Annotated in this window: 22 protein-coding genes; 11 read left to right on the forward strand and 11 right to left on the reverse strand. The window is 68.0% G+C overall.

The features are described from left to right. Nucleotides 1–208 precede the first annotated feature (208 nt). From ispG to IM708_RS13950, 4 genes are all read right to left on the reverse strand, one after another. Complete coding sequence (gene ispG / locus IM708_RS13935) at nt 209–1,339, reverse strand: flavodoxin-dependent (E)-4-hydroxy-3-methylbut-2-enyl-diphosphate synthase (RefSeq protein WP_209427184.1); 1,131 nt, start codon at nt 1,337–1,339, stop codon at nt 209–211. A 173-nt stretch (nt 1,340–1,512) separates the two neighbouring features. Then, nucleotides 1,513–2,697, reverse strand: coding sequence for a RodZ domain-containing protein (locus tag IM708_RS13940; RefSeq protein WP_209427185.1), 1,185 nt, complete (start codon nt 2,695–2,697; stop codon nt 1,513–1,515). A gap of 142 nt (nt 2,698–2,839) precedes the next feature. After that, complete coding sequence (gene hemA / locus IM708_RS13945; RefSeq protein WP_209427186.1) at nt 2,840–4,063, reverse strand: 5-aminolevulinate synthase; 1,224 nt, start codon at nt 4,061–4,063, stop codon at nt 2,840–2,842. Between the two features lie 140 nt (nt 4,064–4,203). Then, entirely contained in the window at nt 4,204–4,779 is a 576-nt protein-coding gene (locus IM708_RS13950; protein ID WP_209427187.1) for a 5-aminolevulic acid synthase, read from the reverse strand. A gap of 118 nt (nt 4,780–4,897) precedes the next feature. On the opposite strand from IM708_RS13950, the gene IM708_RS13955 reads away from it, so the two are divergent. The 6 genes from IM708_RS13955 (at nt 4,898) to IM708_RS13980 (ending at nt 11,758) form a co-directional block, all read left to right on the forward strand. After that, nucleotides 4,898–6,304: a dipeptidase gene (locus tag IM708_RS13955; protein WP_209427188.1), complete on the forward strand. Its 1,407-nt coding sequence runs from the start codon at nt 4,898–4,900 to the stop codon at nt 6,302–6,304. Between the two features lie 243 nt (nt 6,305–6,547). After that, a complete protein-coding gene (locus IM708_RS13960; RefSeq protein ID WP_209427217.1) occupies nt 6,548–7,723 on the forward strand; it encodes a cytochrome P450 in 1,176 nt (391 codons plus the stop codon). A gap of 304 nt (nt 7,724–8,027) precedes the next feature. Beyond that, nucleotides 8,028–8,762 carry an RNA methyltransferase gene (locus IM708_RS13965; protein ID WP_209427189.1) on the forward strand — a complete coding sequence of 245 codons (735 nt, stop codon included), beginning with the start codon at nt 8,028–8,030 and terminating at the stop codon, nt 8,760–8,762. Between the two features lie 73 nt (nt 8,763–8,835). Then, the gene (gene ctaA / locus IM708_RS13970) at nt 8,836–9,978 is read left to right on the forward strand and encodes a heme A synthase (protein ID WP_209427190.1); all 1,143 of its coding nucleotides are present in this window, start codon (nt 8,836–8,838) and stop codon (nt 9,976–9,978) included. Next, nucleotides 9,975–11,447, forward strand: coding sequence for a carboxypeptidase M32 (locus IM708_RS13975; protein ID WP_209427191.1), 1,473 nt, complete (start codon nt 9,975–9,977; stop codon nt 11,445–11,447). The genes ctaA and IM708_RS13975 overlap by 4 nt, the downstream gene beginning before the upstream one ends. An 8-nt stretch (nt 11,448–11,455) precedes the next feature. Beyond that, nucleotides 11,456–11,758, forward strand: a complete 303-nt coding sequence (locus IM708_RS13980) for a hypothetical protein (RefSeq protein ID WP_209427192.1) — start codon at nt 11,456–11,458, stop codon at nt 11,756–11,758. A gap of 192 nt (nt 11,759–11,950) precedes the next feature. Here the strand turns inward: IM708_RS13980 and IM708_RS13985 are convergent, their stop codons facing one another. The 3 genes from IM708_RS13985 to IM708_RS13995 form a co-directional block, all read right to left on the reverse strand. After that, entirely contained in the window at nt 11,951–12,373 is a 423-nt protein-coding gene (locus tag IM708_RS13985; protein ID WP_348524979.1) for an NIPSNAP family protein, read from the reverse strand. A 64-nt stretch (nt 12,374–12,437) separates the two neighbouring features. Then, nucleotides 12,438–13,109: an SDR family NAD(P)-dependent oxidoreductase gene (locus tag IM708_RS13990; RefSeq protein WP_209427193.1), complete on the reverse strand. Its 672-nt coding sequence runs from the start codon at nt 13,107–13,109 to the stop codon at nt 12,438–12,440. Between the two features lie 115 nt (nt 13,110–13,224). Continuing rightward, complete coding sequence (locus IM708_RS13995; protein WP_245243197.1) at nt 13,225–13,809, reverse strand: hypothetical protein; 585 nt, start codon at nt 13,807–13,809, stop codon at nt 13,225–13,227. A gap of 317 nt (nt 13,810–14,126) precedes the next feature. On the opposite strand from IM708_RS13995, the gene IM708_RS14000 reads away from it, so the two are divergent. Continuing rightward, nucleotides 14,127–14,684: a DUF882 domain-containing protein gene (locus IM708_RS14000; RefSeq protein WP_209427194.1), complete on the forward strand. Its 558-nt coding sequence runs from the start codon at nt 14,127–14,129 to the stop codon at nt 14,682–14,684. 38 nt (nt 14,685–14,722) lie between these two features. On the opposite strand, the gene IM708_RS14005 is transcribed toward IM708_RS14000, so the two are convergent. Together IM708_RS14005 and IM708_RS14010 are read right to left on the reverse strand one after the other, a co-directional pair. Further along, nucleotides 14,723–15,895 carry a YbfB/YjiJ family MFS transporter gene (locus IM708_RS14005; RefSeq protein ID WP_209427220.1) on the reverse strand — a complete coding sequence of 391 codons (1,173 nt, stop codon included), beginning with the start codon at nt 15,893–15,895 and terminating at the stop codon, nt 14,723–14,725. A 165-nt stretch (nt 15,896–16,060) separates the two neighbouring features. Continuing rightward, nucleotides 16,061–17,125: an AbrB family transcriptional regulator gene (locus IM708_RS14010; RefSeq protein ID WP_209427195.1), complete on the reverse strand. Its 1,065-nt coding sequence runs from the start codon at nt 17,123–17,125 to the stop codon at nt 16,061–16,063. A gap of 265 nt (nt 17,126–17,390) precedes the next feature. On the opposite strand from IM708_RS14010, the gene IM708_RS14015 reads away from it, so the two are divergent. Further along, nucleotides 17,391–17,645, forward strand: coding sequence for a hypothetical protein (locus IM708_RS14015; protein WP_209427196.1), 255 nt, complete (start codon nt 17,391–17,393; stop codon nt 17,643–17,645). Nucleotides 17,646–17,699: 54 nt separating this feature from the next. Here the strand turns inward: IM708_RS14015 and IM708_RS14020 are convergent, their stop codons facing one another. Continuing rightward, nucleotides 17,700–18,098 carry a DUF2177 family protein gene (locus IM708_RS14020; protein WP_209427197.1) on the reverse strand — a complete coding sequence of 133 codons (399 nt, stop codon included), beginning with the start codon at nt 18,096–18,098 and terminating at the stop codon, nt 17,700–17,702. Nucleotides 18,099–18,269: 171 nt separating this feature from the next. Between IM708_RS14020 and IM708_RS14025 the strand changes: the two genes are divergently transcribed. From IM708_RS14025 to IM708_RS14035, 3 genes are all read left to right on the forward strand, one after another. Further along, complete coding sequence (locus tag IM708_RS14025) at nt 18,270–19,511, forward strand: MFS transporter (RefSeq protein WP_209427198.1); 1,242 nt, start codon at nt 18,270–18,272, stop codon at nt 19,509–19,511. A 113-nt stretch (nt 19,512–19,624) separates the two neighbouring features. Further along, nucleotides 19,625–20,737 (forward strand): MoxR family ATPase, encoded by a 1,113-nt coding sequence (locus IM708_RS14030; RefSeq protein ID WP_209427199.1) that lies wholly within the window; start codon nt 19,625–19,627, stop codon nt 20,735–20,737. After that, nucleotides 20,734–22,002: a VWA-like domain-containing protein gene (locus IM708_RS14035; RefSeq protein WP_209427200.1), complete on the forward strand. Its 1,269-nt coding sequence runs from the start codon at nt 20,734–20,736 to the stop codon at nt 22,000–22,002. The genes IM708_RS14030 and IM708_RS14035 overlap by 4 nt, the downstream gene beginning before the upstream one ends. Here IM708_RS14035 and IM708_RS14040 read toward each other — a convergent pair. Next, nucleotides 21,988–22,650 carry a hypothetical protein gene (locus tag IM708_RS14040; RefSeq protein ID WP_245243198.1) on the reverse strand — a complete coding sequence of 221 codons (663 nt, stop codon included), beginning with the start codon at nt 22,648–22,650 and terminating at the stop codon, nt 21,988–21,990. The two genes, IM708_RS14035 and IM708_RS14040, sit on opposite strands and share 15 nt — an antisense overlap. Between the last annotated feature and the right edge of the window lie 163 nt (nt 22,651–22,813).

The raw sequence follows: 22,813 nt of genomic DNA on the forward strand, positions 1-22,813 counted from the left end.
CCCATCCTGATTACCCCAGTCATCGTCAAGGTTCCACTGCAAGCGCAGAAATGATTGATCCATGTCAAAGACTCGATGCGTCCTTCGACTTAGGATAATGGTGAGGCTCAGGCATATCGCTCAGCCTGATCTTTATCTCCCGTTTCCGGTGCCGCTTCCGCGCCGGGCAACTTGAAGCGCCGAGGATTCGTTCCCCGGCGCGTTTTTTTCAGGCGGACTCTCGGGTCTGGTCGGCGTCGGCCTCGATTTCGGCGGCGCGCTGCTCGACCAGCTCGACAATATGGTCGATCATCCGGTCGTTCGACATCTTGTGGCTTTGCCTGCCGGCGACGTAGACCATGCCGAATCCGGCGCCGCCGCCGGTGAATCCCATGTCAGTCATCAATGCCTCGCCGGGGCCGTTGACCACGCAACCGATGATCGACAGGCTCATCGGCGTCTTGATATGCGAAAGTCGTGCTTCCAGTGCCTCGACCGTCCTGATCACGTCGAACCCCTGCCGCGCGCAGGAGGGGCAGGAGATGATGTTCACGCCGCGGTGTCGCAGTCCCAGGGCTTTCAGGATCTCGTAGCCGACGCGCACCTCCTCGACCGGGTCGGCCGAAAGGCTGACACGGATCGTGTCGCCGATCCCCATCCACAGCAGGTTCCCCAGCCCGATCGCCGACTTCACCGTCCCGGTCATCAATGCGCCAGCTTCGGTAATGCCCAGGTGGATCGGCGCGTCGGTGGCGTCGGCCAGCGACTGGTAGGCCGCGGCGGCCAGAAAGACGTCGGACGCCTTGCAGCTTATCTTGAATTCGTGAAAGTCGTTGTCCTGCAACAGCCGGATATGGTCGAGACCGGATTCAACCATCGCCTCGGGGCAGGGCTCGGCGTATTTTTCCAGAAGATGCCTCTCCAGGCTGCCGGCATTCACGCCGATGCGGATCGAGCAGCCGTTGGCCTTCGCGGCCCGGATCACCTCGCGCACGCGCTCTGCGGAGCCGATGTTGCCGGGATTGATGCGCAAGCAGGCAGCGCCGGCCTCGGCGGCTTCGATCGCGCGGCGATAATGGAAATGGATATCCGCGACGATCGGCACCGGGCTCTCGCGTACGATCTGGCGCAGCGCCCGCGTCGACGCCTCGTCCGGTGTCGAGACCCGCACGATGTCAGCCCCCGCCTCTGCCGCGGCCTGCACCTGGGCGACGGTCGCGGCGACGTCGGTTGTCGCGGTGTTGGTCATGGTCTGCACGGTTATCGGCGCGTCACCGCCAACGGGGACGGCGCCGACCATGATCTGCCGAGATTTGCGCCGTTCGATGTTGCGCCAGGGTCGGATGGGGTTGTGCGACATGCTCTGTCCCTTCGCTGCGCCACCGCAACTCCAGATATTGCCATTCCGGCACCAAGGCAATCACCCCCTCGTTTCCGGAGGCCACAGGGTCGTGATGCCTGCTGGAGGAAATCAGAAAATTACGTCTATTTACAGGGTTTTGCGCTGCAGTTCTGGCAGCGCGCCTGAAGACGTCAGTCGTTGCGCAGATTGGCAACCGAAACCGCCAGATCGGCATCTCGACTGGGGTCGGCGCGGGCGAAGCGCTCTGTCAGCGCTTCCGAGGACAGCACGATATTGCGGACCACGTTCGCGCCCTCGGCGGCAGGACCATGCGGCTCGCCATCGATCAGGAAGTAGACCGAGCCCGAATTCCCGGCATGGAGGGTGGGCGGCAATTCCGTCTGCGGCACGGTATAGGACTCGCCGGCGTCGAGGATCCGTTCGAAGATGACCGAACCGTCGGCGGCCCGCACCCGCACCCAGGACGCGCGCACGGCCAGAACCTCGACGCTTGGCGGTCCGTCGTCATGGACGCGCGGCGCGGTCGAGGCCTCGTCGACGGGATCGGCAAGCGCCTCGGCAATGGCGAGGTCGGTGCGGATGACGGCCGGCTCGACCGGTTCGTTGTTGCGGGGGATCGCGGCGATCGGTCCATCGCGCGGCACCATCACGGGGACATCCAGCGCTTGCGGCCGGGCGACACGCACATGTCCCTCCGCCGCGCCGGCGCGGTTGCCGCCGAGCGGTGCATCCAGCGGATCGCTATCGAACAGCGGCGAGGCGATGTTGCTCTCGTCCGACAAGGGATTGAAATCGCTGACAACGTTCGGGACGATATCCGCCGGCGCCACCTGCACGCGCTGCACCTCGCGCAGGACGGTCCAGCCGGCAAAACCCAGCCCGGCGATCAGCACGACTAGGACCGCGAAAGACCCCAGCGCGCCCGGCTCGATCCGCCGCCAGAAGGGGTCCGGATCGGGCAGAAGGCCCATTCCGGCAAGCACCGGTTCGCGCGTCTCCGGCGTCCGCGGTTGCCCGCGATTTGTCTCGAAACCGGACATGCCGTGTTGAACGGCGAAGCCATGCTCGTCGCAGAAACGGGTATAGACCCATTCCGGGTCCATCTGCAGGTAGCGCGCGTAGGAACGCACGAAGCCGGCGATGAAGCTCGGCGTTTCAAAGACCGACAGATCGCCGTTTTCGATCGCGGCGATGTGTGCGGCGCGGATATGGAGTTCACGCTGGACGTCGATCAGCGATTTGCCCAGCGTCGCGCGCTCCCCGCGCAGCAGATCGCCAAGCTTCAGTTCGTAATCGTCGAATCCCCTGGGGCCTGTGCGCTGCTCCGCCGGTGCCTGATCTTTGCGCCAGATCATGAAGCTGTTCCTGTCTCGACTGCCCGCACGGGTTTCTGGGTTGCCCCGATTCGCCAAAAAGTTGTTATATTGGCCCGGTCTGCACCTATCCCTTGTGGACCCTTTTAGCAGAGCCCAACGATTCTTTGAAGCGGTTTATCGCTTACGCAGAGAGTTCGGCGCGATTCAGCGCACAATGCGACCACAGCTGATCCATCGCCTTCACCAGCGCATCGATGTCCTTCGGGTCGTGCACCGGCGAGGGGGTGAAGCGCAGCCGTTCGGTCCCGCGCGGCACCGTCGGGAAATTGATCGGCTGGACGTAGATCCCGTGGTTCTCTAGCAGCATGTCCGAGATGCGCTTGCAATGGACCGGATCGCCGACATGGACCGGGACGATATGGCTGCCGTGGTCGATGATCGGCAGCCCCATGCCCTTCAGCCGCATCTTCAGCACGCGGGCGTGTTCCTGCTGCTTGTCTCGCCGCGCCTGATCTGACTTCAGGTGCCGGACGCTGGCCGCCGCGCCCGCCGCCACCGCCGGCGGCAGCGAGGTGGTGAAGATGAATCCCGGCGCGTAAGACCGTATCGCATCGACCATTTTCGCGCTGGCGGCGATATAGCCGCCCATCACGCCATAGGCTTTCGCCAGCGTGCCGTTGATGATGTCCAGCCGGTGCATCAGGCGGTCCCGCTCGGCCACGCCAGCGCCGCGCGGGCCGTACATGCCGACCGCATGGACCTCGTCGATATAGGTCAGGGCGTTGAATTCGTCGGCCAGGTCGCAGATCGCCTCGATCGGACCGAAGTCGCCGTCCATCGAATAGATCGATTCGAACGCGATCAGCTTCGGCGCGGCCGGGTCGTCGGCCTCCAGCAACTCGCGCAGATGCGCCACGTCGTTGTGGCGGAAGATGCGCTTGGCGCCGCCGTTGCGTCGCACCCCTTCGATCATCGACGCGTGGTTGAGCGCGTCGGAATAGATGATCAGCCCCGGAAACAGTTTTGGCAGCGTCGACAGCGTCGCGTCATTGGCGATGTAGGCCGAGGTGAAGACCAGCGCCGCCTCCTTGCCGTGAAGATCCGCCAGTTCCGCCTCCAGCCGCCGGTGCCAGACGGTCGTCCCCGAGATGTTGCGCGTCCCGCCCGACCCGGCGCCGGTCTTCTCCACCGCTTCCTGCATGGCCGCCAGCACTACCGGATGCTGTCCCATCCCCAGGTAGTCGTTGCCGCACCAGACGATGATGTCCTTCTCGGTGCCATCGGGCCGGCGCCAGACCGCGCGCGGGAAATGCCCACGGCGGCGTTCGATGTCGATAAACGTCCGATAGCGGCCTTCATCGTGCAGGCGTTGCAGGGCGGTGTCGAGGGCGGCGTCGTAGGTCAAGGCAAACTCCCTGGCGACGAGCTGGGGCAACGGGCGTCTCTACAGCAGGTCTCTGTCGGTGTCTTTCGTTCGGTTACACTTCGCCATGCCCATATAACATGACCTGGATCAACTCCAAACTTTGTCGCACCCCGCCGGCGTCAGTCGGCGACCACGACGGTGCAATCGCCCGCACCGGGGGCGCTGCGGCACTGGTTCAGCGCGGCCGCCGCGGCATCCGCGCCGGTGCCCACCCCCCACTGTCCCGTCGCGGTGGATATGGCGAAGGCGCGTGGCGTGGCGGCGCGCGCATAATCGGCGGCAAAGGCCTCGGTGGCGTCCGCGCTCAGCTGCAGGGCGCGGGGTTCCCAGCCGCGGGGGCGGACTTCGAAGGCGATGGCGCAGGCTTGGCCGCCACTGCGGCGATCGTTGCACTGGGCGCGCGCCGCGACGCGCGCGGCGTCGATCGTGTGGAAGTTGGCGGCCATGACGGTCGGTTCGGCCAGGATCCCCTCGGTCGGGGCGAACGCCACGGCGGCATAGTATTTCTGGTCCGCCGCGATCTGTGTCAGCAGCGTGATCTCGTCCTCGCTCAATCCTTCGACCGTGTAGGCCAGCACTTCGACCCGGTCGCTTGGATAAAGCATGGCCTGCGCGGCGTCGCCGGGGACGGTCTGGGCTGCCGCCGGCGCGGCAAGAAGCGCAATCGCGGCGATCGAAAGGCGGGGTAGGGGCATGGCGGACTCCGTGGACTTCAGCCGTTATTAGCATCCGGCGCCGGGAAACGGAACCGGCACTGGACAGTCCTGTTGCGCCCCCATAGCGTGCCCACATCCGAAGAAGGAGAGTGAGATCGTGCCGCAAAACCCACCCACCGACGAAGCCGCGCTCGGTTCCGTACTGGCCCGTATCGATGCCGACCTTCCGGCCGCGCTCGACCGGCTGAAGGCGCTTCTGCGCATTCCGTCGATTTCGACCGATCCGGCCTATCGCGAGCCTTGCGCCCGCGCCGCGGACTGGCTGCGCGCCGATCTTGAAAGTCTCGGGCTCAAGGCGCGCATCGATCCGACCCCGGGGCATCCGATGGTCGTGGCGCACGGGGCCGCGGGGCAGGGGCCGCATCTTCTGTTCTACGGGCACTATGACGTGCAACCCGTCGATCCGCTGGACCTGTGGGACCGCGATCCCTTCGACCCCGAGGTCGAGGAGACGCCCGCGGGCAAGGTGATCCGCGCGCGCGGCGCGGCGGACGACAAGGGGCAGTTGATGACCTTCGTCGAGGCCTGCCGCGCCTGGGTCGCCGAGCACGGAAAGTTGCCGGTCCAGGTGTCGATCCTGTTCGAGGGCGAGGAGGAGTCGGGCTCGCCCTCGCTGGTGCCCTACCTGAAGGAACAGGCCGACGACCTGCGCGCCGATCTGGCGGTGATCTGCGACACCGGCATGTTCGATACGCAGACGCCTGCCATCTCGACCATGCTGCGCGGGCTGCTGGGGCAGGAGGTGATCATCACCGGCCCGGTCCGCGACCTGCATTCGGGCATGTACGGCGGCGCGGCGATGAACCCGGCGCGCGTGCTGGCGCGGATCCTCGCCGATCTGCACGACGCGGACGGCCGCATCCAGGTGCCGGGTTTCTACGACGACGTGCCCGAGATTTCGGACGAGTTGCGCAGCCAGTGGGACGCCCTCGGCTTTGATGCCGAAGGTTTCCTGGGTGCGGTCGGCCTGCAGCACCCGGCGGGCGAGAAGGGGCGCACGGCGTTGGAGATGCTGTGGTCGCGCCCGACCTGCGAGATCAACGGCATGACCTCGGGCTACACCGGCGCGGGTTTCAAGACCGTGCTGCCGTCGAAAGCCTCGGCCAAGATCAGCTTCCGGCTGGTCGGCCAGCAGGACCCGGCCAAGCTGCGCGAGGCGTTCCAGGACTTCGTGCGCGCCCGCGTGCCGGACGATTGCAAGGTGGAGTTCATCAACCACTCGGCCGGGCCGGCCAGCGTGATGTCGACGGATCATCCCGCGTTCGAGGCCGCGCGGCAGGCGCTGTCGGACGAATGGCCGCAGGAGGCGGCCTTTATCGGCGGCGGCGGCTCGATCCCGATCGCGGGCTATTTCAAGACGATCCTGGGTATGGATTCGCTGCTGATCGGGTTCGGCCGCGACGACGACCAGATCCACAGCCCGAACGAAAAATACGACCTGGAAAGCTTTCACAAGGGCATCCGGTCCTGGGCGCGGATCCTGGCCGCGCTGGCTCGGGCCTGAGGCTGTCGGCGCGCGGGTGCTCAAATTTGAGCACCCGCGCAAGGCACTGGGAATGAACAGAAAATCTGTGCCGTTAACCGCAACGAAACTTTCGCATGCCCGCGGGCTGCTTCCCCTTGAGGCGACCACGGCGGCTCAGGCGCCAATCCTTTCATTCTTGTTAAAATCACGACTTTTATCGCGTATTATCAATAATCTACGCGATCTTTCGCATGCGAACACGCGGTCGATGGCCGGATGAAACTGCCCCGCATCGCCCAGTCGCCGACCGATCCGGCCTTCGTCCAGAACCCGTATCCGTTCTACGACCGGATGCGCGCACTCGGCCCGCTGCTCCACTGGGACGACTACGACCTGCCCTGCGCCGTGTCGCACGCCGCGGTCAACGCCATCCTGCGCGACCGCCGCTTCGGGCGCGAGCGGCCGGACCGTTCGCCGCCGCCCGATCACCTGCGCCCGTTCTACGCCATCGACGACCATTCGATGCTGGAGCTGGAACCCCCGCGCCACACCCGGCTGCGCGGGTTGGTGCTGCGCGCCTTCACCGCGCGGCGGATCGCCGGGCTGGAGCCCGAGATCGCGGCGCTGGCGCAGGCGCTGATCGACCGCTTTCCGGAAGGGCCGGTCGACCTGCTGCCGGCCTTCGCGCAGCAGATCCCCGTCATCGTCATCGCCCGCCTGCTGGGTGTGCCCGAGGCGATGAAGGACCAGCTTCTGGACTGGTCGCACGCGATGGTGGCGATGTACCAGGCCGGCCGCACCCGCGCGGTGGAGGACCGCGCCGCCTCGGCCGCGCGGGACTTCGCGGACTTTCTGCGCGGCCATGTGGAGGCGCGGCGTGCGCGTCCGGCCGACGATCTGATCACGCATCTGATCGCGGCCAGGGACGCCGGCGCGCAGCTGTCGACCGACGAGTTGATCGCCACCTGCGTGCTGCTGCTGAACGCCGGGCACGAGGCGACGGTTCATGCGATCGCTAATGGGATCAAGGTCTTGCTGGAGGCAGGCGGGCCGCGCGACTGGCTTTCCCCCGGCCGTCTGGACGCCACGGTCGAGGAGATCCTGCGCGTCGATCCGCCGCTGCACCTGTTCACCCGCATCGCCTACGAGGAGGTCGAGGTGATGGGTCGCCGGATCGCGGCGGGGACCGAGGTGACGTGTTTGCTGGCCGCCGCGGGGCGCGATCCGCGGCACTGGGAGGCCCCGCATCGGTTCGATCCGGGGCGTATGGCCAAGCCGCATTTGGCCTTTGGCGCGGGGCTGCACTTCTGCCTGGGCGCGCCGCTGGCGCGGCTTGAGATGCGCACGGCGCTGCCGATCCTGTTCGCGCGGCGGCCGGGTTTGCGGCTGGTCGGGCGGCCCGAATATGCCGACAGTTACCATTTTCACGGGCTGACCGCGCTGCGGGTCGAGGGCTGATCGGGGCGGGATCGGGACCCGGAAACGCCGCCGGCAGGGTGCTGGCAGGCGTATGGCAAATGGCTGGCAAGCGTATGGCAAACGTATGGCAGTTCCGAACGGTGCGGCAGGGGTTTGGCAACGATTGCGACCGCCCCCGACGGGCTGCGAGTGAGGCGGGAAATGGGGGCGCTGCCCCCCTCTTGGCTGCACCAATTCACCCCCCGGGATATTTCCGGACAGACGAAGTCGGCGGGGGTGGGGCGCGCGGTTGATCTTTCGCGCGGCGCGGGGCAAGGCACCGGCGGACGATCCGGGGATGGCGATGGAACAGGAAGCAGGCGGGCCGGCGGCGCCGATCATGGTGCTGGTGCGGCCGCAGATGGGCGAGAACATCGGTGCGGCGGCGCGCGCCATGCTGAATTTCGGGCTGGACCGGATGCGGGTGGTCGCGCCGCGCGATGGCTGGCCAAACCCGAAGGCGGTGGCGATGGCCTCGGGCGCAGGAAGGGTGCTGGAGGGGGCGGGGCTCTTTGCCGACCTCGACACCGCGCTGGCCGATTGCGACCGGGTCTATGCGACGACGGCGCGCGGGCGCGAGCTGGTCAAGTCGGTCCTGACCCCCGAGGCGGCGATGGCCGAGGCGCAGGCGCTGTCGGCGGCCGGCGCGCGCGTCGCCGTGCTGTTCGGGCCCGAGCGCGCGGGGCTGGAGAACGACGATATCGTGCGCGCCAATGCCATCGTGACCGTCCCGGTGAACCCGGAATTCTATTCGCTGAACCTGGCGCAATGCGTGCTGCTGATGGCCTATGAATGGCAGCGCCAGCAAGGCGTGACGCCGGGTACTGGCCTGGTGCCCGAGCTTGCCAGTCAAGGAGATGTCGCGCGGTTGGGCGATCACATGGAGGACCGGCTGGAGGCGGTAAAATTCTTCTTTCCGCCGGACAAGGCGCCGATGATGAAGCGCAACCTGCGAAACATGCTCACGCGCTGGTCGCTGACCCGTGCGGAGGTTCAGACCCTGCACGGAATCCTGCGACAACTGACCCGGCGGCCGTGACCCCTTTGCCGCCGATGCGCCCTTGATGCCGGCGGGGCGCGCCTCTAGCTTGCCGCGCGTGTAGGAGTGGACGATGGCAAGACGCCCCATTTTCGAGGAAGTGACCGACAGCGCGCGCCCGGCCGAGGCGCCGCGGGTGACGATCGAGCGCCCGGCCGGCGCGCGGCGGGCGATCCGGGTCTGGCTGATGGTACTGTTCGCGCTGGTGGTGGCGATCATCGCCGTGGGCGGGCTGACGCGGCTGACCGGGTCGGGGCTGTCGATCACCGACTGGCGCCCGATCTCGGGCGCGATTCCGCCGCTGACGGCAGCGGACTGGGCGCGCGAATTCGACGCCTATCGGCAGATCGACCAGTACCGGCTGCTCAACGAAGGCATGAGCCTGCGCGAATTCCAGGTCATCTTCTGGTGGGAATGGGGGCATCGGCAACTGGGCCGGCTGATCGGGCTGGTCTGGGCGGCGGGGTTTCTGTGGTTCTGGCTGCGGGGGCAGATCCCGCCGGGCTGGACAGGGCGGCTGCTGGGGCTGGGCGCGCTGGGGGGGCTGCAGGGCGCGATCGGCTGGTGGATGGTGGCCTCGGGCCTGGGCGAGGGGATGGTGGCGGTGGCCTCCTACCGGCTGGCGGTGCATCTGGGGCTGGCCTTTGTCATCCTGGGGCTGATCGCCTGGTACGTGATGCGGTTGGGCCGGTCGCAGGCGGCGCTGTTGCAGGCGGGCCGGGCGCGCGAGGGGCGGGCGTTCCGGATGTCCACGGGGCTGATGCATTTCGCCTTTCTGCAGATCCTGCTGGGCGCGCTGGTCGCCGGGATCGATGCCGGGCGCGGCTATACCGACTGGCCGCTGATGGCCGGCGGGATCTTTCCGCCGGGGATGTTCGAGCTGGAGCCGGTCTGGCGCAACTTCTTTGAGAATGACGGGCTGGTGCAGTTCATCCACCGGGTGTCGGGCTATCTGCTGGCGATCTTTGCCGTCGTCGTCTGGATGCGGGCGCGGCGGTCGGGCTTTGCCTCGGTCCGCGGGGCGTTCCATCTGATGCTGGCGGCGATGGCGGCGCAGATCGTGCTGGGGATCGTGACCGTGCTTTATGCCGCGCCCTGGCCGCTGGCGATCGCGCATCAGTTCCTGGCCGTCGTGCTGTGGGTGACGATCCTGCGCGCGCGCTTTCTGGCGGGCTATCCCGAGGGTGGGACGATCCGCGGCGGGCGCGCGGCATGACGGCTTATGAACGGCTGATCGAGCACGACCGCCAGACCCAGGCGCTGGCGCAGGTGATGGGCCGGCTGCGCTGGGACCAGGAGGTGATGATGCCGCGCGGCGCGGGCGCGCAGCGGGCCGAGGAAATGGCGGCGTTGGAGGCGGTGCTGCACGCCCGCGCCGCGGACCCGCGGATCGGCGAGTGGCTGGAGGCGGCGGCGCCGGGCGACGATGTGGCGGCGGCCAAGCTGCGCGAAATCCGGCGTGAGTATGACCGCCGCACGCGCGTGCCGGTGGCGCTGGCCACCGAGATCGCGCGCAGCGTGTCGCTGTCGCATGGCACCTGGGCCGAGGCGCGGGCGCGCGAGGATGTCGCGCATTTCCTGCCGATGCTGGAGCGCATCGTCGCGCTGCGGCGCGAGGAGGCGGCGGCGTTGGCGCAGGGCGGCGCGCGCTACGACGCGCTGCTGGACGAATACGAGCCGGGCGCGACCGGCGCGGGGATTGCGGCGATGTTCGACCGGATGCGGCCGCGGCTGCGCGCGCTGCGCGACCGGGTGCTGGGCGTGGCCGACGCGCCGGCGCCGCTGCTGGGCGAGTTCGAGCGCGCGGCGCAGTTGCGTCTGGCGCGCCAGCTGGCCGAGGCCTTCGGCTACGATTTTCAGCGCGGGCGGCTGGATCTGGCGGTGCATCCGTTCTCCTCGGGGTCGGGCGACGATGTGCGCATCAGCACCCGCGTGGCCGAGGACGACCCGTTCAACTGCTTCTATTCGACGATCCACGAGGTCGGCCACGCCGCCTACGAGCAGAACGTCGATCCGGCCTATGCGCTGGGGCCGCTGGGACGGGGCGCGTCGATGGGCGTGCACGAAAGCCAGTCGCGGCTTTACGAGAACCAGATCGGCCGGTCGCGCGCGTTCTGCGGCTGGCTTTTCGAGCGGATCCGCGCGGAGTTCGGCGATTGCGGGATCGAGGGGACCGAGGCGTTCTATGCCACGGTCAACCGGCTGGCCGGCGGCCATATCCGCACCGAGGCCGACGAGGTGCAGTACAACCTGCACATCATGCTGCGCTTCGATCTGGAGCGCGCGCTGATCGCCGGCGATCTGGCCGTCGCGGAGCTGGAGGGGGCCTGGAACGAGCGGTTCCGGGCGGATTTCGGCTATCCGGTCGACCGGCCGTCGCACGGGGTGCTGCAGGATGTGCACTGGGCGGTCGGGCTCTTCGGCTACTTCCCGACCTACACGCTGGGCAATGTCTATGCGGGCTGCCTGATGCAGGCGATGCGGGCCGATCTGCCGGACCTCGACACGGCGCTGGAGCGGGGCGACCCCGGCCCGGCGACCGGCTGGCTGCGGGAACGGGTGCAGGTCCACGGCGCGCGTTTCGAGCCGACCGAGACCGTCGCGCGGGCCTGCGGTTTCGCGCCGCACGAGGGGCCGCTTCTGGACTATCTGGACGCCAAGTTCGCCGCGATCTACCGGCTTTGAGAGGGGTCATGTCGCCCGAGTTCCAGATCCTGATCATCAACGCGACGTGCCTTGCCATCGGCTATTTCGGCATCTACCCGGCGCTGGCGCGGAAATCGCTGGTGGCGGTTGGGCTGGGCGATCTGGTGGTCTCGGGGGTGGCGCTGGGAACGGCGGGGGCGCTGTTCTGGGGCGCGGGGGCCGAGTTCCGGCTGATCGGGCTTTCGGTCAACTGGTTCGTCTTCGCGCTGACCACGCTGATCGCGATGGGGCTGCCGCTGTTCCTGTGGTTCGCGCGCCGGCACGGACTAGGGCCGGGGGACGATAAGTGACGCGATTATTCTGGCTAGACGGCAAAGGTGTCCACGCGTGGACGGTTGCGCATGGCATTGATTTCCATTGATTATTTCCGGAAATTAACCGCTATGAAACTTCTGGCCTTGGCGGTTCTCATTGCCGTCTGATTGGCATGTGGTCCTGTGGGCGGGCCGCGCCGAGGAGGGCGCGGCGGCGCGACCGGCGCCTCAGGTCGGCTGCAAGAACGGCGCGGGTGTCAGGAGCGTGTTGACCTGACTGACCAGGTAGCCGGATTCGGCGCTTTTCTTCAGGTATGCCGCCCAGTCGGGGTCCGCGGCCATGGCTGCGCGTTTCGCGGCCCTGTCGGCGGCATCGTCGTAGGCCCAGACATGGACATACGAATTCACGTCGCCGGTTTCGACCCGTCCGTAGAGGACCGGCGCGCCGAGATGGCGCAACTGGACGGGCCACCCGTGGTCCTCGTAGAGCTTCATTTGCCGGGCGATCGTGCCGGGGCGGCAGGTGTAGGTTCGGTGGTCGTAGAGCATGGAGCCGGATTTCCCTTGCTTGTAGTGGCGTCTGCGCGGGCCATCTTCCTGATCGCACGTCGGGCGGGCGAGCGCCAGCGCGCCGGAGGAAGTCGACGCCACCGGACCAGCCGGCGGACCCCGTGCCCTATCGCACGTCCTGCCGGGGAAGCGGCGGCCCGTCGGGTCAGTTCACCGGCATGAGGTGAACTTCGCGCACCTCTGCCCGCGGGTCCTGGCTCAGGGCGAACATCACCGCCGCCGCCACGTCCTCGGGCTGCAGCTTGTCGGGCTTGGCCTCGTCGAAGAAGGGGGTGTCGACCATACCCGGCGAGATGACGGTGCAGCGGCCGCCCCATTCGCGCATTTCTTCGGACATGTTTCCGCCGTAGCCGTGCACGAACCACTTGGTGGCGCCGTAGATCGAGCCCTTGATGTGCCGCCGTCCCGCTGCGGAGCCGGTCAGCAAGAGGTGACCCCGGGTCTTGCGCAGTTCCGGCAGCGCGGCCTTTGCGGTATGCAGGACGCCCATCACGTTCGCGTCCACCACCTGGCGCCATTCCTGCGGGTCGCCGTTTTCGGTGCCGGGCCGGGTGATGCCCTGACCGGCATTGGCGAAAGCCGCGTGCAACGCGCCGAACTGCGCGACCGCCTTGGCGACCGCGGCCTCCATCGCGGCAAAGTCGGCGACGTCCCCCGGCAGTACGATCGCGGCGTCGCCCAGGTCCTCGGCAAGGGCCTCGAGCTTGGCGGTCGAGCGCGCGACCAGCGCCACGTTCCAGCCCGCGGCCACAGCCGCCCGCGCCGTTGCCGCGCCGATACCCGACGACGCGCCGGTGATGAGAAGCGTTTGAGCCATTCGTGTTCTCCCTTTCATGGGTTTCCCCTTCAGGTGGGGCGCGCGCGTTGCGAGGCAAACGGTTGCCGCAGTCGGTGTCCGGGCGAGCGGTGCTGGTTCTGCGCCCTCCGCCTCGTCATGGCGACGCGGTCGCGCGCTGCCGTCGTGCCTCCCTCGCGTGCCAGCGCGCGTCGAGGACCTTGGCGGCGCGCTGCCAGTCGTAGGCGGTGTCCTCCCTGACCGGCGACCAGAAGAGCCTGCCGCCCATCCGCCAGGGGTCCAGCACGACGCCGTCGTGCAGGCCGTCCCCCTTTCGGCTGATGACGGCGGTGCTGTGCTCGATCCGGAACGGGCGGTCGGGGGAGATCGCGCGGTGCAGGACGAGCGTCCTGAAGTTTTCCTCCAGCAGGCGGGCCTCGATATCCTCGGCCCAGTGGTAGCAGAGGCCGCGCTCCCGCAGCCCGAGGTTGATCTTGGCGTTGTGGATCAGCGGCGGATCGGTGATGCGATATTCGCGCGCGAGCTGCCGGCTGTAGCTGAAGGCGATGCGCGCGGCGCGCTCGGCCTCCTCGGGGTCGACGCCGGGGCCGAGGGCGAGGATCGCGTCGGAAAGCGCGACGACCTCGCGCCGGTCCGGGGCAGGGGGTTCCTGCGGCGACGACGCCGCGCAGGCGCAAAGCGACAGGATCGCCAGAAGCCAGAACAGGCGGGATATGCCCATGTCGATCCCCATCGCCGTCAAGTGCCACGCACCCCCAATGCCCCCGGTGCTAGCTTGCTGCACCGGCCGTGTCGAGTGGCCGGTCGGTGCCCGATGGCGTGTTCAGCGTCCCGGTCCGTGGTCCTGACCTGAAGCTCGCCACCGGTGGCGGCGCGGAAGGGCACTGGCAACCGCCTGGGCGCGGTGGCCGGGAACGCCACCTGCGTTCTCGGTGGACTTCCGCCGACACGGTTCTGTGACCGCCGCGCCCATGCCATTGCCCTGGCACTTCGGGTTACAGCCCGCGCCATGTAACGGACGCTTCACCGGAGAGATCGATGCCGTCAAACGGCCCAAACCCCACGCGCAGGGGCTTCCTTCTTGCGGCCTCGGCCGGACTGATCGGCGCGAGTTGCCTTGGCGCCACGCCGGCGGCCGCCATCCCGTTCCTGCGCCGCGACCCGCCCGCCGGGGAACGCCGTCTGTTGATGGTGCACCAGCGTACCGGCGAGGTCTTCAACGAGGTCTATCGCAACGACGACGGGTATCATGCGGCCGCGCTGGAGCAGTTTGCGCTGTTCGCCCGGGACCTGCGTGCCGGGGTGGCGGGCGACATGGATCCACGGCTGCTGGACCTGGTTGCCGATCTTCAGTCCCTTGCCGGGGCAGAGGAGCCGCTGATCCTCACGCACGGGTTCCGGACCGCGGACACGAACCGGCGCTTGCGCAATGGCGCGCGGAACTCGTTGCATATGGCGGGGCGCGCGCTCGACATCGCGCATCCGCGCCTGAGCGCCAGCGCGCTCCACCAGCACGCCCTGACACTCGCCCACGGTGGGCTGGGGCGGTATCGGCGCTTCATCCATGTGGACACGGGACCGACCCGGCGCTGGTGACGGGCGGGATACAGTAGCGGGGACGGTGTCGGGTCCTGTTACAGCGGCTTCTGGAGCAGCGCGACCAGCGCCCCGGCGCCCAGCACGGCCGCGGCGGCCAGCAGGCTGATGCCGATGCTGCCCGAGATGTCGCCGAGGAGGCCCGCCGCCCAGGGTCCGACCGTCTGGGCGCAGGCGAAAACCACGGTGAAGAGGCTGATGTTGCGCGCCCAGGCGGCCGGCGGCAGGTTGCGGCGCGTGAAGTTCGTCACCGCGCCCGGGGCCATGAAGACCGATCCGCCAAAGACCGTCGCCGACACGATCAACCCCACCGGACCCGGCCAGAGCACCGGCAACGCCGAGCCGACCGCGATGCCGGCCAGTACCAGCGCCAGCGGCACCCCGCCGTCCTGACGCGCGAAAACCCCGCGCCAGAGCAGTGGCGACAAGGTGATGCAGGCCCCCAGCAGCACCCAGACCAACGCCACCTGCAGCACCGGCACCGCCCGCTCGGCCATCCAGGCCGAGAGGAACGTCAGATAGACGATATAGCCCAGACCGAAGGAGGCGTAGCCGGCGAGTTCCGGCAGCATGCGCCGCAAGGGGATATCGGCGCCGGCGCGATGGGGCAGCGACGCGGGCTCGGCCGCGCGCGCGGCCCAGAGGGCCAGCGGCAGGCAGGCGAGGCTCAGCCCGCCGACGAGGATCCAGGCCCAGGGCCAGGCGGCGACGCCCTGAATGGCAATCAATGCCGGCAGGGTCGCCCCCGACAGCACGATTGCCATGCCGCCGCCCGAGCCGAAGAGAATCGCGATGCCGAGCGCGTTGTGGCGCGGATTGTCGGCGAAAAGCCGCGCCGCCAGCGTCCCCGCGGTGGAGAAGGACAGCGCCCCCGCCACGCCGGTGAGGAACCGCCACAGGCTCTGCCACCACAGATCCGGTACGAGACCGGTCGCCACCAGCGACAGCGCCGTCGCCACCAGCCCCCAGGCGAAGAGCCGGCCGGCATCGACCCAGCGCAGCAGCATGAGCGTGGCCACCGCGCCCAGCAGATAGCCCATCGCGTTCGCGGTGTTCAGCCAGCCGGCCTGTGCATAGCTCCAGCCAAGATCGTCGCGCATCGCGGGCAGGATCAGCCCGTACGCGAACCGCCCGAAGCCGTTCGTCACCAGCACACCCAGCGCCAGCCCGGTCAGCACGAGCCAGGGGTTCGGCATGGCGCGCGGGGTCATGGGCAACGGTGTCTCAGCGGTCGATCGAGCGTCATGACCCTGCCTTTAGCAGCTTCGGCCTTTGGCTGGGAATGGCTTGCCGCTGGCGACGTTCCCGCGCGCCCATGACGGGGGGCAGGCGCGCGCGGGTAATTTGGTGAGGTGCCGAAGGTCGACGGCGACCTGTCATTTCTGCGCTGGGGCCAGCAAGCGGAGCGCCTGAGCCACGATCGGGGCGGAAAAAGGCAGGATGATGAAGATGCGCACGATGTGGAAGGCGGTCACGACGGCCAGCCCCTCCTGCAGTATCTTGGCGGTCAGGGCCATTTCGGTGACGCTGCCGGGGGCCGTCGCCAGAACCATCACCTGCCAGGGTTGACCCGATGCCCAGGTCAAGCCAACGCCCATGAGGGCGCAGAGGAAGATCATCAGGATGGAGGTCAGGATCGACCCGGGCAGGAAGCCGCGCGCATTGCGCAGCAGATCCCTGTCGATGACCGCGCCCAGCCAGATCCCCAGGAAGATCTGGGCGCCGGCCAGAACCACATACGGATAGGAGGAAACCGGCAGGTCCAGCACGGCGCCAATGGCCGCGCCCCCCAACGCCCCCAGAAAGAACGGGTTCGACAGCCGGAGGAATTTCAGCAGTAGGGCACCCGCCAGCCCGAAGGCAAACAGCAGGACCGCGCCCAGCGTCGACCATTCGGCCCCGCTCAGCACCGCGACCGGATCGGCCACGCTGCCATCCAGCAAGACGATCAGCGGGGGGATCAGGACGACAAGAAGGACGATGCGCATCGTCTGGGCAAACACGACCGGCCCGGGCGCCGTGTCGTGCTTCCGGGCCAGAATCGCGCTTTCCACCGGCCCCATCGGCAGGGTCGCAAGGATCGCCGTGCTGGCGCCGACACGGGTGATCTTCATCAGCACGGCGGCGACGCCGAAGCTCAGCAGAACGGTCAGCAAAGCCGCCAGTAGCATAGGAATGGCCAGGGTGCCCATCAATTGAAGCGCCTGCGGTGTGAACGACAGGCCGACCGAACTGGCGACCAGGATCTGCCCCAGTTGCCGGGTCTGAACCGGAACACGCACAGGAAGATCGAGCAGCCGCACAAAGGCCGAGAACACCAGCGCGCCCAGCATCCAGGGCAGAGGAAACTTCAACCAGGATGCAATAAAGCCAAAAGTAACCGCGCCCGCCATGATCGACATGACATGCGCGAGTTCTCGGAAACCGTCCCTGAATGCCATGTCGGACGTGACCTGCCTTCCTTCAGTGTTTTCTTTACATGTTCAATATGTCCCTGGTGCCGTCATTGCAACTCTTGACGCCGCATCGCGCGCTTTCGGTCGGTTGACCGTCTTCCGACGGCGCCGCCTCCGCCTTGGTTCTGTGCATTGGTGCCGATGGTTCCGGGAAGATCAATCCGCGGGTACGCGCGCCGCTTGTCGTGCGGGTTGGAGACTGAGATGCTGGGCCTGTTGCCGGATTCACCAATCGCGGAAAGGTCAGTTCATGCCCACCATGTCTCCACCGGAACTCGAAGGCCGACTGAACGGCCAGCGCGAGGTTCTGGCCGTCCTGCTTGCCCAGATGATGGCGCAGGCCGGCGACGACACCGCCCGACGGATCGAATCGTTGCTGGAGATCTCCGACCACCAGGAAGATCCCGGGGCTGTCCCGGATCCCGCCTTTGCCATCGAAGCAGCCTCGGCGCTGGAAGTGCGGCTGTTGCTTGAAAGGGCCCGCGCCATACAGGAAAGCGGCTAGCGGCGGAGGGCCAGCGACTGGGCCCTCGCTGCCCGCCGATCGCGCGCAGGACCGTCACCCGAACTGGCGCGCGGCCAGAACCCCGCCCCAGGCCGAGAGCGCTGTCAGGGACGTGCCCCAGGCCATGTCGACAGCCACCATCGAAGGGTGCCAGTTGCGCATCACGGTCCAACTGACGAGTTCATAGGTGCCATAGGCCACGAGGCCGAGGAGCGCGCCGTTGAGAAGCGCCAGCGCGGGCGCATCGGCCAACAAGGCGGGCCATGCCGCGAACCAGATCACCCCGGCCATGTAGAGGACGTAGAACAGGCCTGCTGGCAGCGGTCGGACGTTCCTGAGGATCGCGTCGCCCAGATGCCGCTCGAACAGCGGCTTGATCACCTTGGGCAGCATAATAGCGTCGGCGATCAGGAAGATCAGGCCGGTGACGCAGATGAGGACGAAGAGGGTCATTTCAGCTCCTTGAGTTTTCGCTGAGGTAGGACGGCGCGCTCTCCCGGAAAGCTTGGTCGTGGGTCTGGACCTCCACGTCCCTGAACTTGTGCAATTTCGACATGCTCGTTGTCGCGAACCCGCGCGACAGCGCGAACCGGGCGTGGTGTGGTCAGGCGCAGGAGGTTCCTGATGCTCGAACGCGCCGTTCCCGAATGGCTGCGCCACCCGCCCGCCGGCGTGGCCCGCACGCCCTCGGCCCGCGCCTTCGCGACGCTGTCGGGGATCGAGGCGCTGGTCCGCGGCACGCTGCTGTCGGTGCTGCCGCTGGCGCTCTATTCGCAGCTGGGCGACGCGCGGACGGTCTCGGCGGTTTATCTTGCGGTCGGGGTGACCTCGCTGGTCTTCGGGCTGCTGCTGCCCTGGATCAACCGGGTCGTGCCGCGGCGCTGGCTCTATACCTTCGGCGCGGGGCTTTACGTGCTGGGCTGCGGGCTGGGCAGTATGGGCGGGCTCTTCGTGATACCGGCGCTGCTCTTTTGCACGCTGGCCACGGTCACCTGCTTTGTCTGCCTCAATGCCTATGTGCTCGACTACATCGCCAAGGTCGAACTGGGCCGGACCGAAACCTTGCGCATGTTCTACTCGGCCTTCGCCTGGAGCGCCGGGCCGGTGACCGGCGTCCTGCTCTGGCAGGTCTGGGCGCCGGCGCCGTTTCTGCTGGGCGGGGCCTTTGCGCTGGTGCTGATCGGCGTCTTCTGGTGGCTGCGGCTGGGTAACGGCAAGCTGATCGCGCGTGCCCGGGCGCCGGCACCGAACCCGCTGGCGTTTCTGGGCCGGTTTGCCGCCCAGCCACGGCTGATCGCGGGCTGGATGTTCGCGGTGCTGCGGTCCTGCGGATGGTGGGTCTACATCGTCTACCTGCCGATCGACGCCATCGAGAACGGCCTGCCGGAACGTCTGGGCGGCACCGCGGTCTCGCTGACCAACGCGCTGCTGTTCACCACGCCCCTGATCCTGCGCTGGGTGCAGCGGGGATCGGTCAGGCGCGCCGTCCGGACCGGTTTTCTGATGGCCAGCGCGGGCTTTCTGTTGGCGGGGGTCCTGCCCGTTCCCGTCGCGGTGGTGGCGTCGCTGGTGCTCGCCTCCTGCTTTCTGATCCTGCTCGACGTGGCGGGCGGGCTGCCGTTTCTGATGGCGGTGAAACCCTCGGAACGCACCGAGATGGCGGCGGTCTATTCCAGCTTCCGCGATGTGTCGGGGATACTCACGCCCGGGATCGGGACGCTGGTGCTGCTGGTCGCGCCGGTCCAGGGCCTGTTCGTCGCCGCCGGTGCCGGGCTGCTGGCGATGTATTGGGTCGCCGGGCAAGTGCACCCGATGCTCGGCATTGCCGCGCCGCTGCGCCGATCGCTGCGACCGACGCCGCCCTGAAAGGTGCGTAGACGGATCTGACCGAACACCTTGGCGTGATACAGCGTCTGAACTTGCCAAACCCGGCGCGTGCCCGATGTTAGTGGAATCACCGGAACGGATGCCGCACGCCCATGATCAATGCCCCTTCGATACCCGCCGGACAGGCGCTGGACCTGTTGCAGGCAGGATGGCGCGCGCAGTCGCAGGGCGGGCTGCTGGCAAGCTGGATGCTGCACGGACGACCCGGGATCGGAAAAACCGAAATCGTGCAGACGCTTGCCACGCGTATCGGTGCCCGGCTTTTCGATCTGCGCCTGACAACGATCGAGCCGCAGGACTTGCGTGGCCTTCCCTTCTTCGACCTCGAGCGGCGGCGCACGGTCTGGTTCCGCCCCGAGGATCTGCCGGACGACCCGTCGCTACCCTCGGTGCTGTTTCTCGACGAGCTCACCGCCGCCTCGCCGCTGCTGCAACCCACCGTCTACGGGCTGCTGCAGGAGCGACGCGTGGGGCCGCATCAGTTGCCGGATAGCTGCTTCGTGGTGGCCGCGGGCAATACGATCGAGGATGGGGCGATCGCCTATGAAATGGGCACCGCGCTCAGCGATCGACTGATCCACCTCAACCTCATCGCTGAAGCCGACGACTGGCTGGCGGGTCATGCCGTGCCGCAAGGGCTGGACCCCGCGGTGATCGCATTCATCCGCACCCGGCCGGACCTTCTGGACACGATCGAGTGGGCGCTGCGACGGGGTGACGTGATCGCCTGCACGCCGCGATCCTGGACGCGGGTCTCGGCGCTGATGGGGGCGATGGGTGACCGCCGCCTGCGCAACATCGCCATCGCCGGCGTGCTGGGCGAGGCGGTGGCGGCGGAATTCCTGCTCGTCGCGGACGAGATCGCGGCGACGGTGCAACTGGAGGACATGCTCGCCTGCGCGGGCCGTGAGCGGCTGGCGCTCTACCCGGCCTCGATGCACGGGCTCAGCGCGCTGGTCTACGCGTTGATCAACCGCGCCGACGCGCCGCGCCTGCCGCAGATCATCGAGATCATGGCGGAGATCCGTGACCTAAGCGCCAAACGCGGCGGACCTTGCGCGGCGATGCCGACTGCCGAGCTTTGCACGCATGGCTTCGAGTTGCTGATCCGGAAGGCGCTGGACCGGGGCTGGCAGGACGCGTTTCTCGACTCGCCCGCCTACGCCGCCTATGCCGACGAACGGCGCGCGGCAGGGCTGGAATGAGCCGCCATTCCCGCCGTGCCACCGCCGCATTGCGGGCCCTGACCGAAGTGGATCCGGCGCTCTCGGCCCTCGCGCTCTGGTGTCGGCATCGCGATGCGGATTTGCCGGATGTGCCGGCCGAAACCGAAGGAAGCGAGATCCGCTATGGCGCCGCGTTCGAGGCGCTGGCATTGCACGAGCAGATCGGGCTGGCGGGCCATCACGTCCTGCATGTCAGCCTCCAGCATTCGGCGCGCATGGCGGATATGGCGCTGCGACTGGGCGAGCGGTTCGATGCCGAACTCTGGCAGATCGCCTGCGACGCGATCACCAACGACGTGATCCTCGCCGCCGGTCACGCGCTGCCGCGTCCGGCGGTCACCCTGAGCGGTCTTCTGGACCGTCTCGGCGCGGGAAATGCGAAGGACGGCGCACCCCACGCGCTCGCGGAATGGGATTGCGAGCGGCTCTACCACCTGCTGGCGCAGGCGCCGGATGGCGCGGGCGGGGCGCGCCGCTACGCCCAGGACCAGGGTTTGCGAGCGGATCTGCGTGCCGAGGAGGGTGTCGGGTCCCGGGCGCGTGGGGCAGGGGAAGACGCCGGACAAGAAAATGACGGCGCCGAATGGCGTACGCACCTGGCCCGCGCGCTGGCCCTGGGCCGGGCGGCGGGCTTTGGGCTGGGCGCGATCAGCCTGCGGCTTGCCGATCTGCCGCGCTCGCGCACCCCATGGGAGGTCGTCCTGCGCCGCCTTCTGGCGCGTGCCACCGTGCACCGGCCCGAGCCGAACCCATTCCGGCCGGCACGAAGTTGGCTGGCGCAGACGGCGCGCGCGCTTCAGGACGGCGGCGCCCCGCCCCCCTGGCAGCCGCGTCAGATGGGCCTCGTCCGGCAGCCGCGGCTGGTTCTCGCGCTCGACTGTTCGGGCTCGATCGCGCCGGACGCGGTGGGGCTTCTTCTGGCCGAGGTGACCGGCGTGACCCGCCGGATGCAGGGCGCGCTGCATCTTCTGGTCTTTGATGAGCAGATCCGCATCGACAGACCGCTCGATCCGGCCAGCTGGCAGACCGAGCTGCGGTCGCTCGCGCTGCCCGAGGGCGGCGGCACCGACTTCGCACCGGTTCTGGCGCGCGCTGCCGCCCTTTCGCCGTCGGCGCTGGTGATCCTGACCGACATGGACGGCCCCATCGGCGCGTGCCGCCCACGCTTTCCCGTGATCTGGGCGGCACCGCAGCCCGACCCGCCCTCCGCGCCCTTCGGGCGCGTCCTGTCACTTGCGCGCTGAACCATCGGCAACGGGCTGCTTGGCCTCGGTTGCACGCGCCGCCCGCGCGGCGGCGAGGCGCGCGTGGGCCGACACTTGCGCCGGCTCCAGGGTCAGATCGTGAAGCTCGATCTTGCGCGCGATGCCGACATGCTGCAGCAACCGCTCGCTCAGCGGCGCGGCGAAGAGGGTTTCTGCGATCAGAGCGCGCTCTGTGGGGGACAGGTTCAGAAGTGTCGGGCCGTCCTCTGACTGAACCGAGACCAGCGTCAGGACCGGCACGCGCATGAGATCGGACTGCTCGATCACCAGATGCAGCCGGCCGGCGACCAGTCCGCGCGCGGCGGCGATGCGCGTGAGGATGCTCCGGGCGCGGGCGCGCAGCAGATCGAGGGCGCGATCGGCATCGTCCGGTCCGATCAGTCGCGCCCGCTGTGAAGGTCCCGCGCGCAGGAACCGCGCCTCTACCAGATAGATCAGGATCAGCATCGGGATCGGCGCCTGGGCGATGGCCAGCGCATGGTCGCGCCAGACAAAGATGGCGATGACGAACGGCGAAAGCGCGATCAGGTAGCGCGGCAACTCCATCTCGAAGAGCAGGCGCAACCATAGACGCGCGCCGCCCTCGCGCGGCCAGAGCGTCGTTCGGCCAAGGAATTTTCGCGGCAACCAGCGTATGTCCAACGCGTCCGGGTTCAAGACAGTGCTGCGGCTGAGAATGAACATGCCTGGGAAATGGAACATTGGGCGCCGGCATCAAGGCCAGTGAACCGGGGCGGGTAGGCCCGCGCGGTCGATCCGCTGCGGCGTCACGGCGGCAGATGTCAGCGCC

Source organism: Pararhodobacter sp. SW119 (assembly GCF_017811755.1).
In the GTDB taxonomy this organism is placed as follows: domain Bacteria; phylum Pseudomonadota; class Alphaproteobacteria; order Rhodobacterales; family Rhodobacteraceae; genus Pararhodobacter.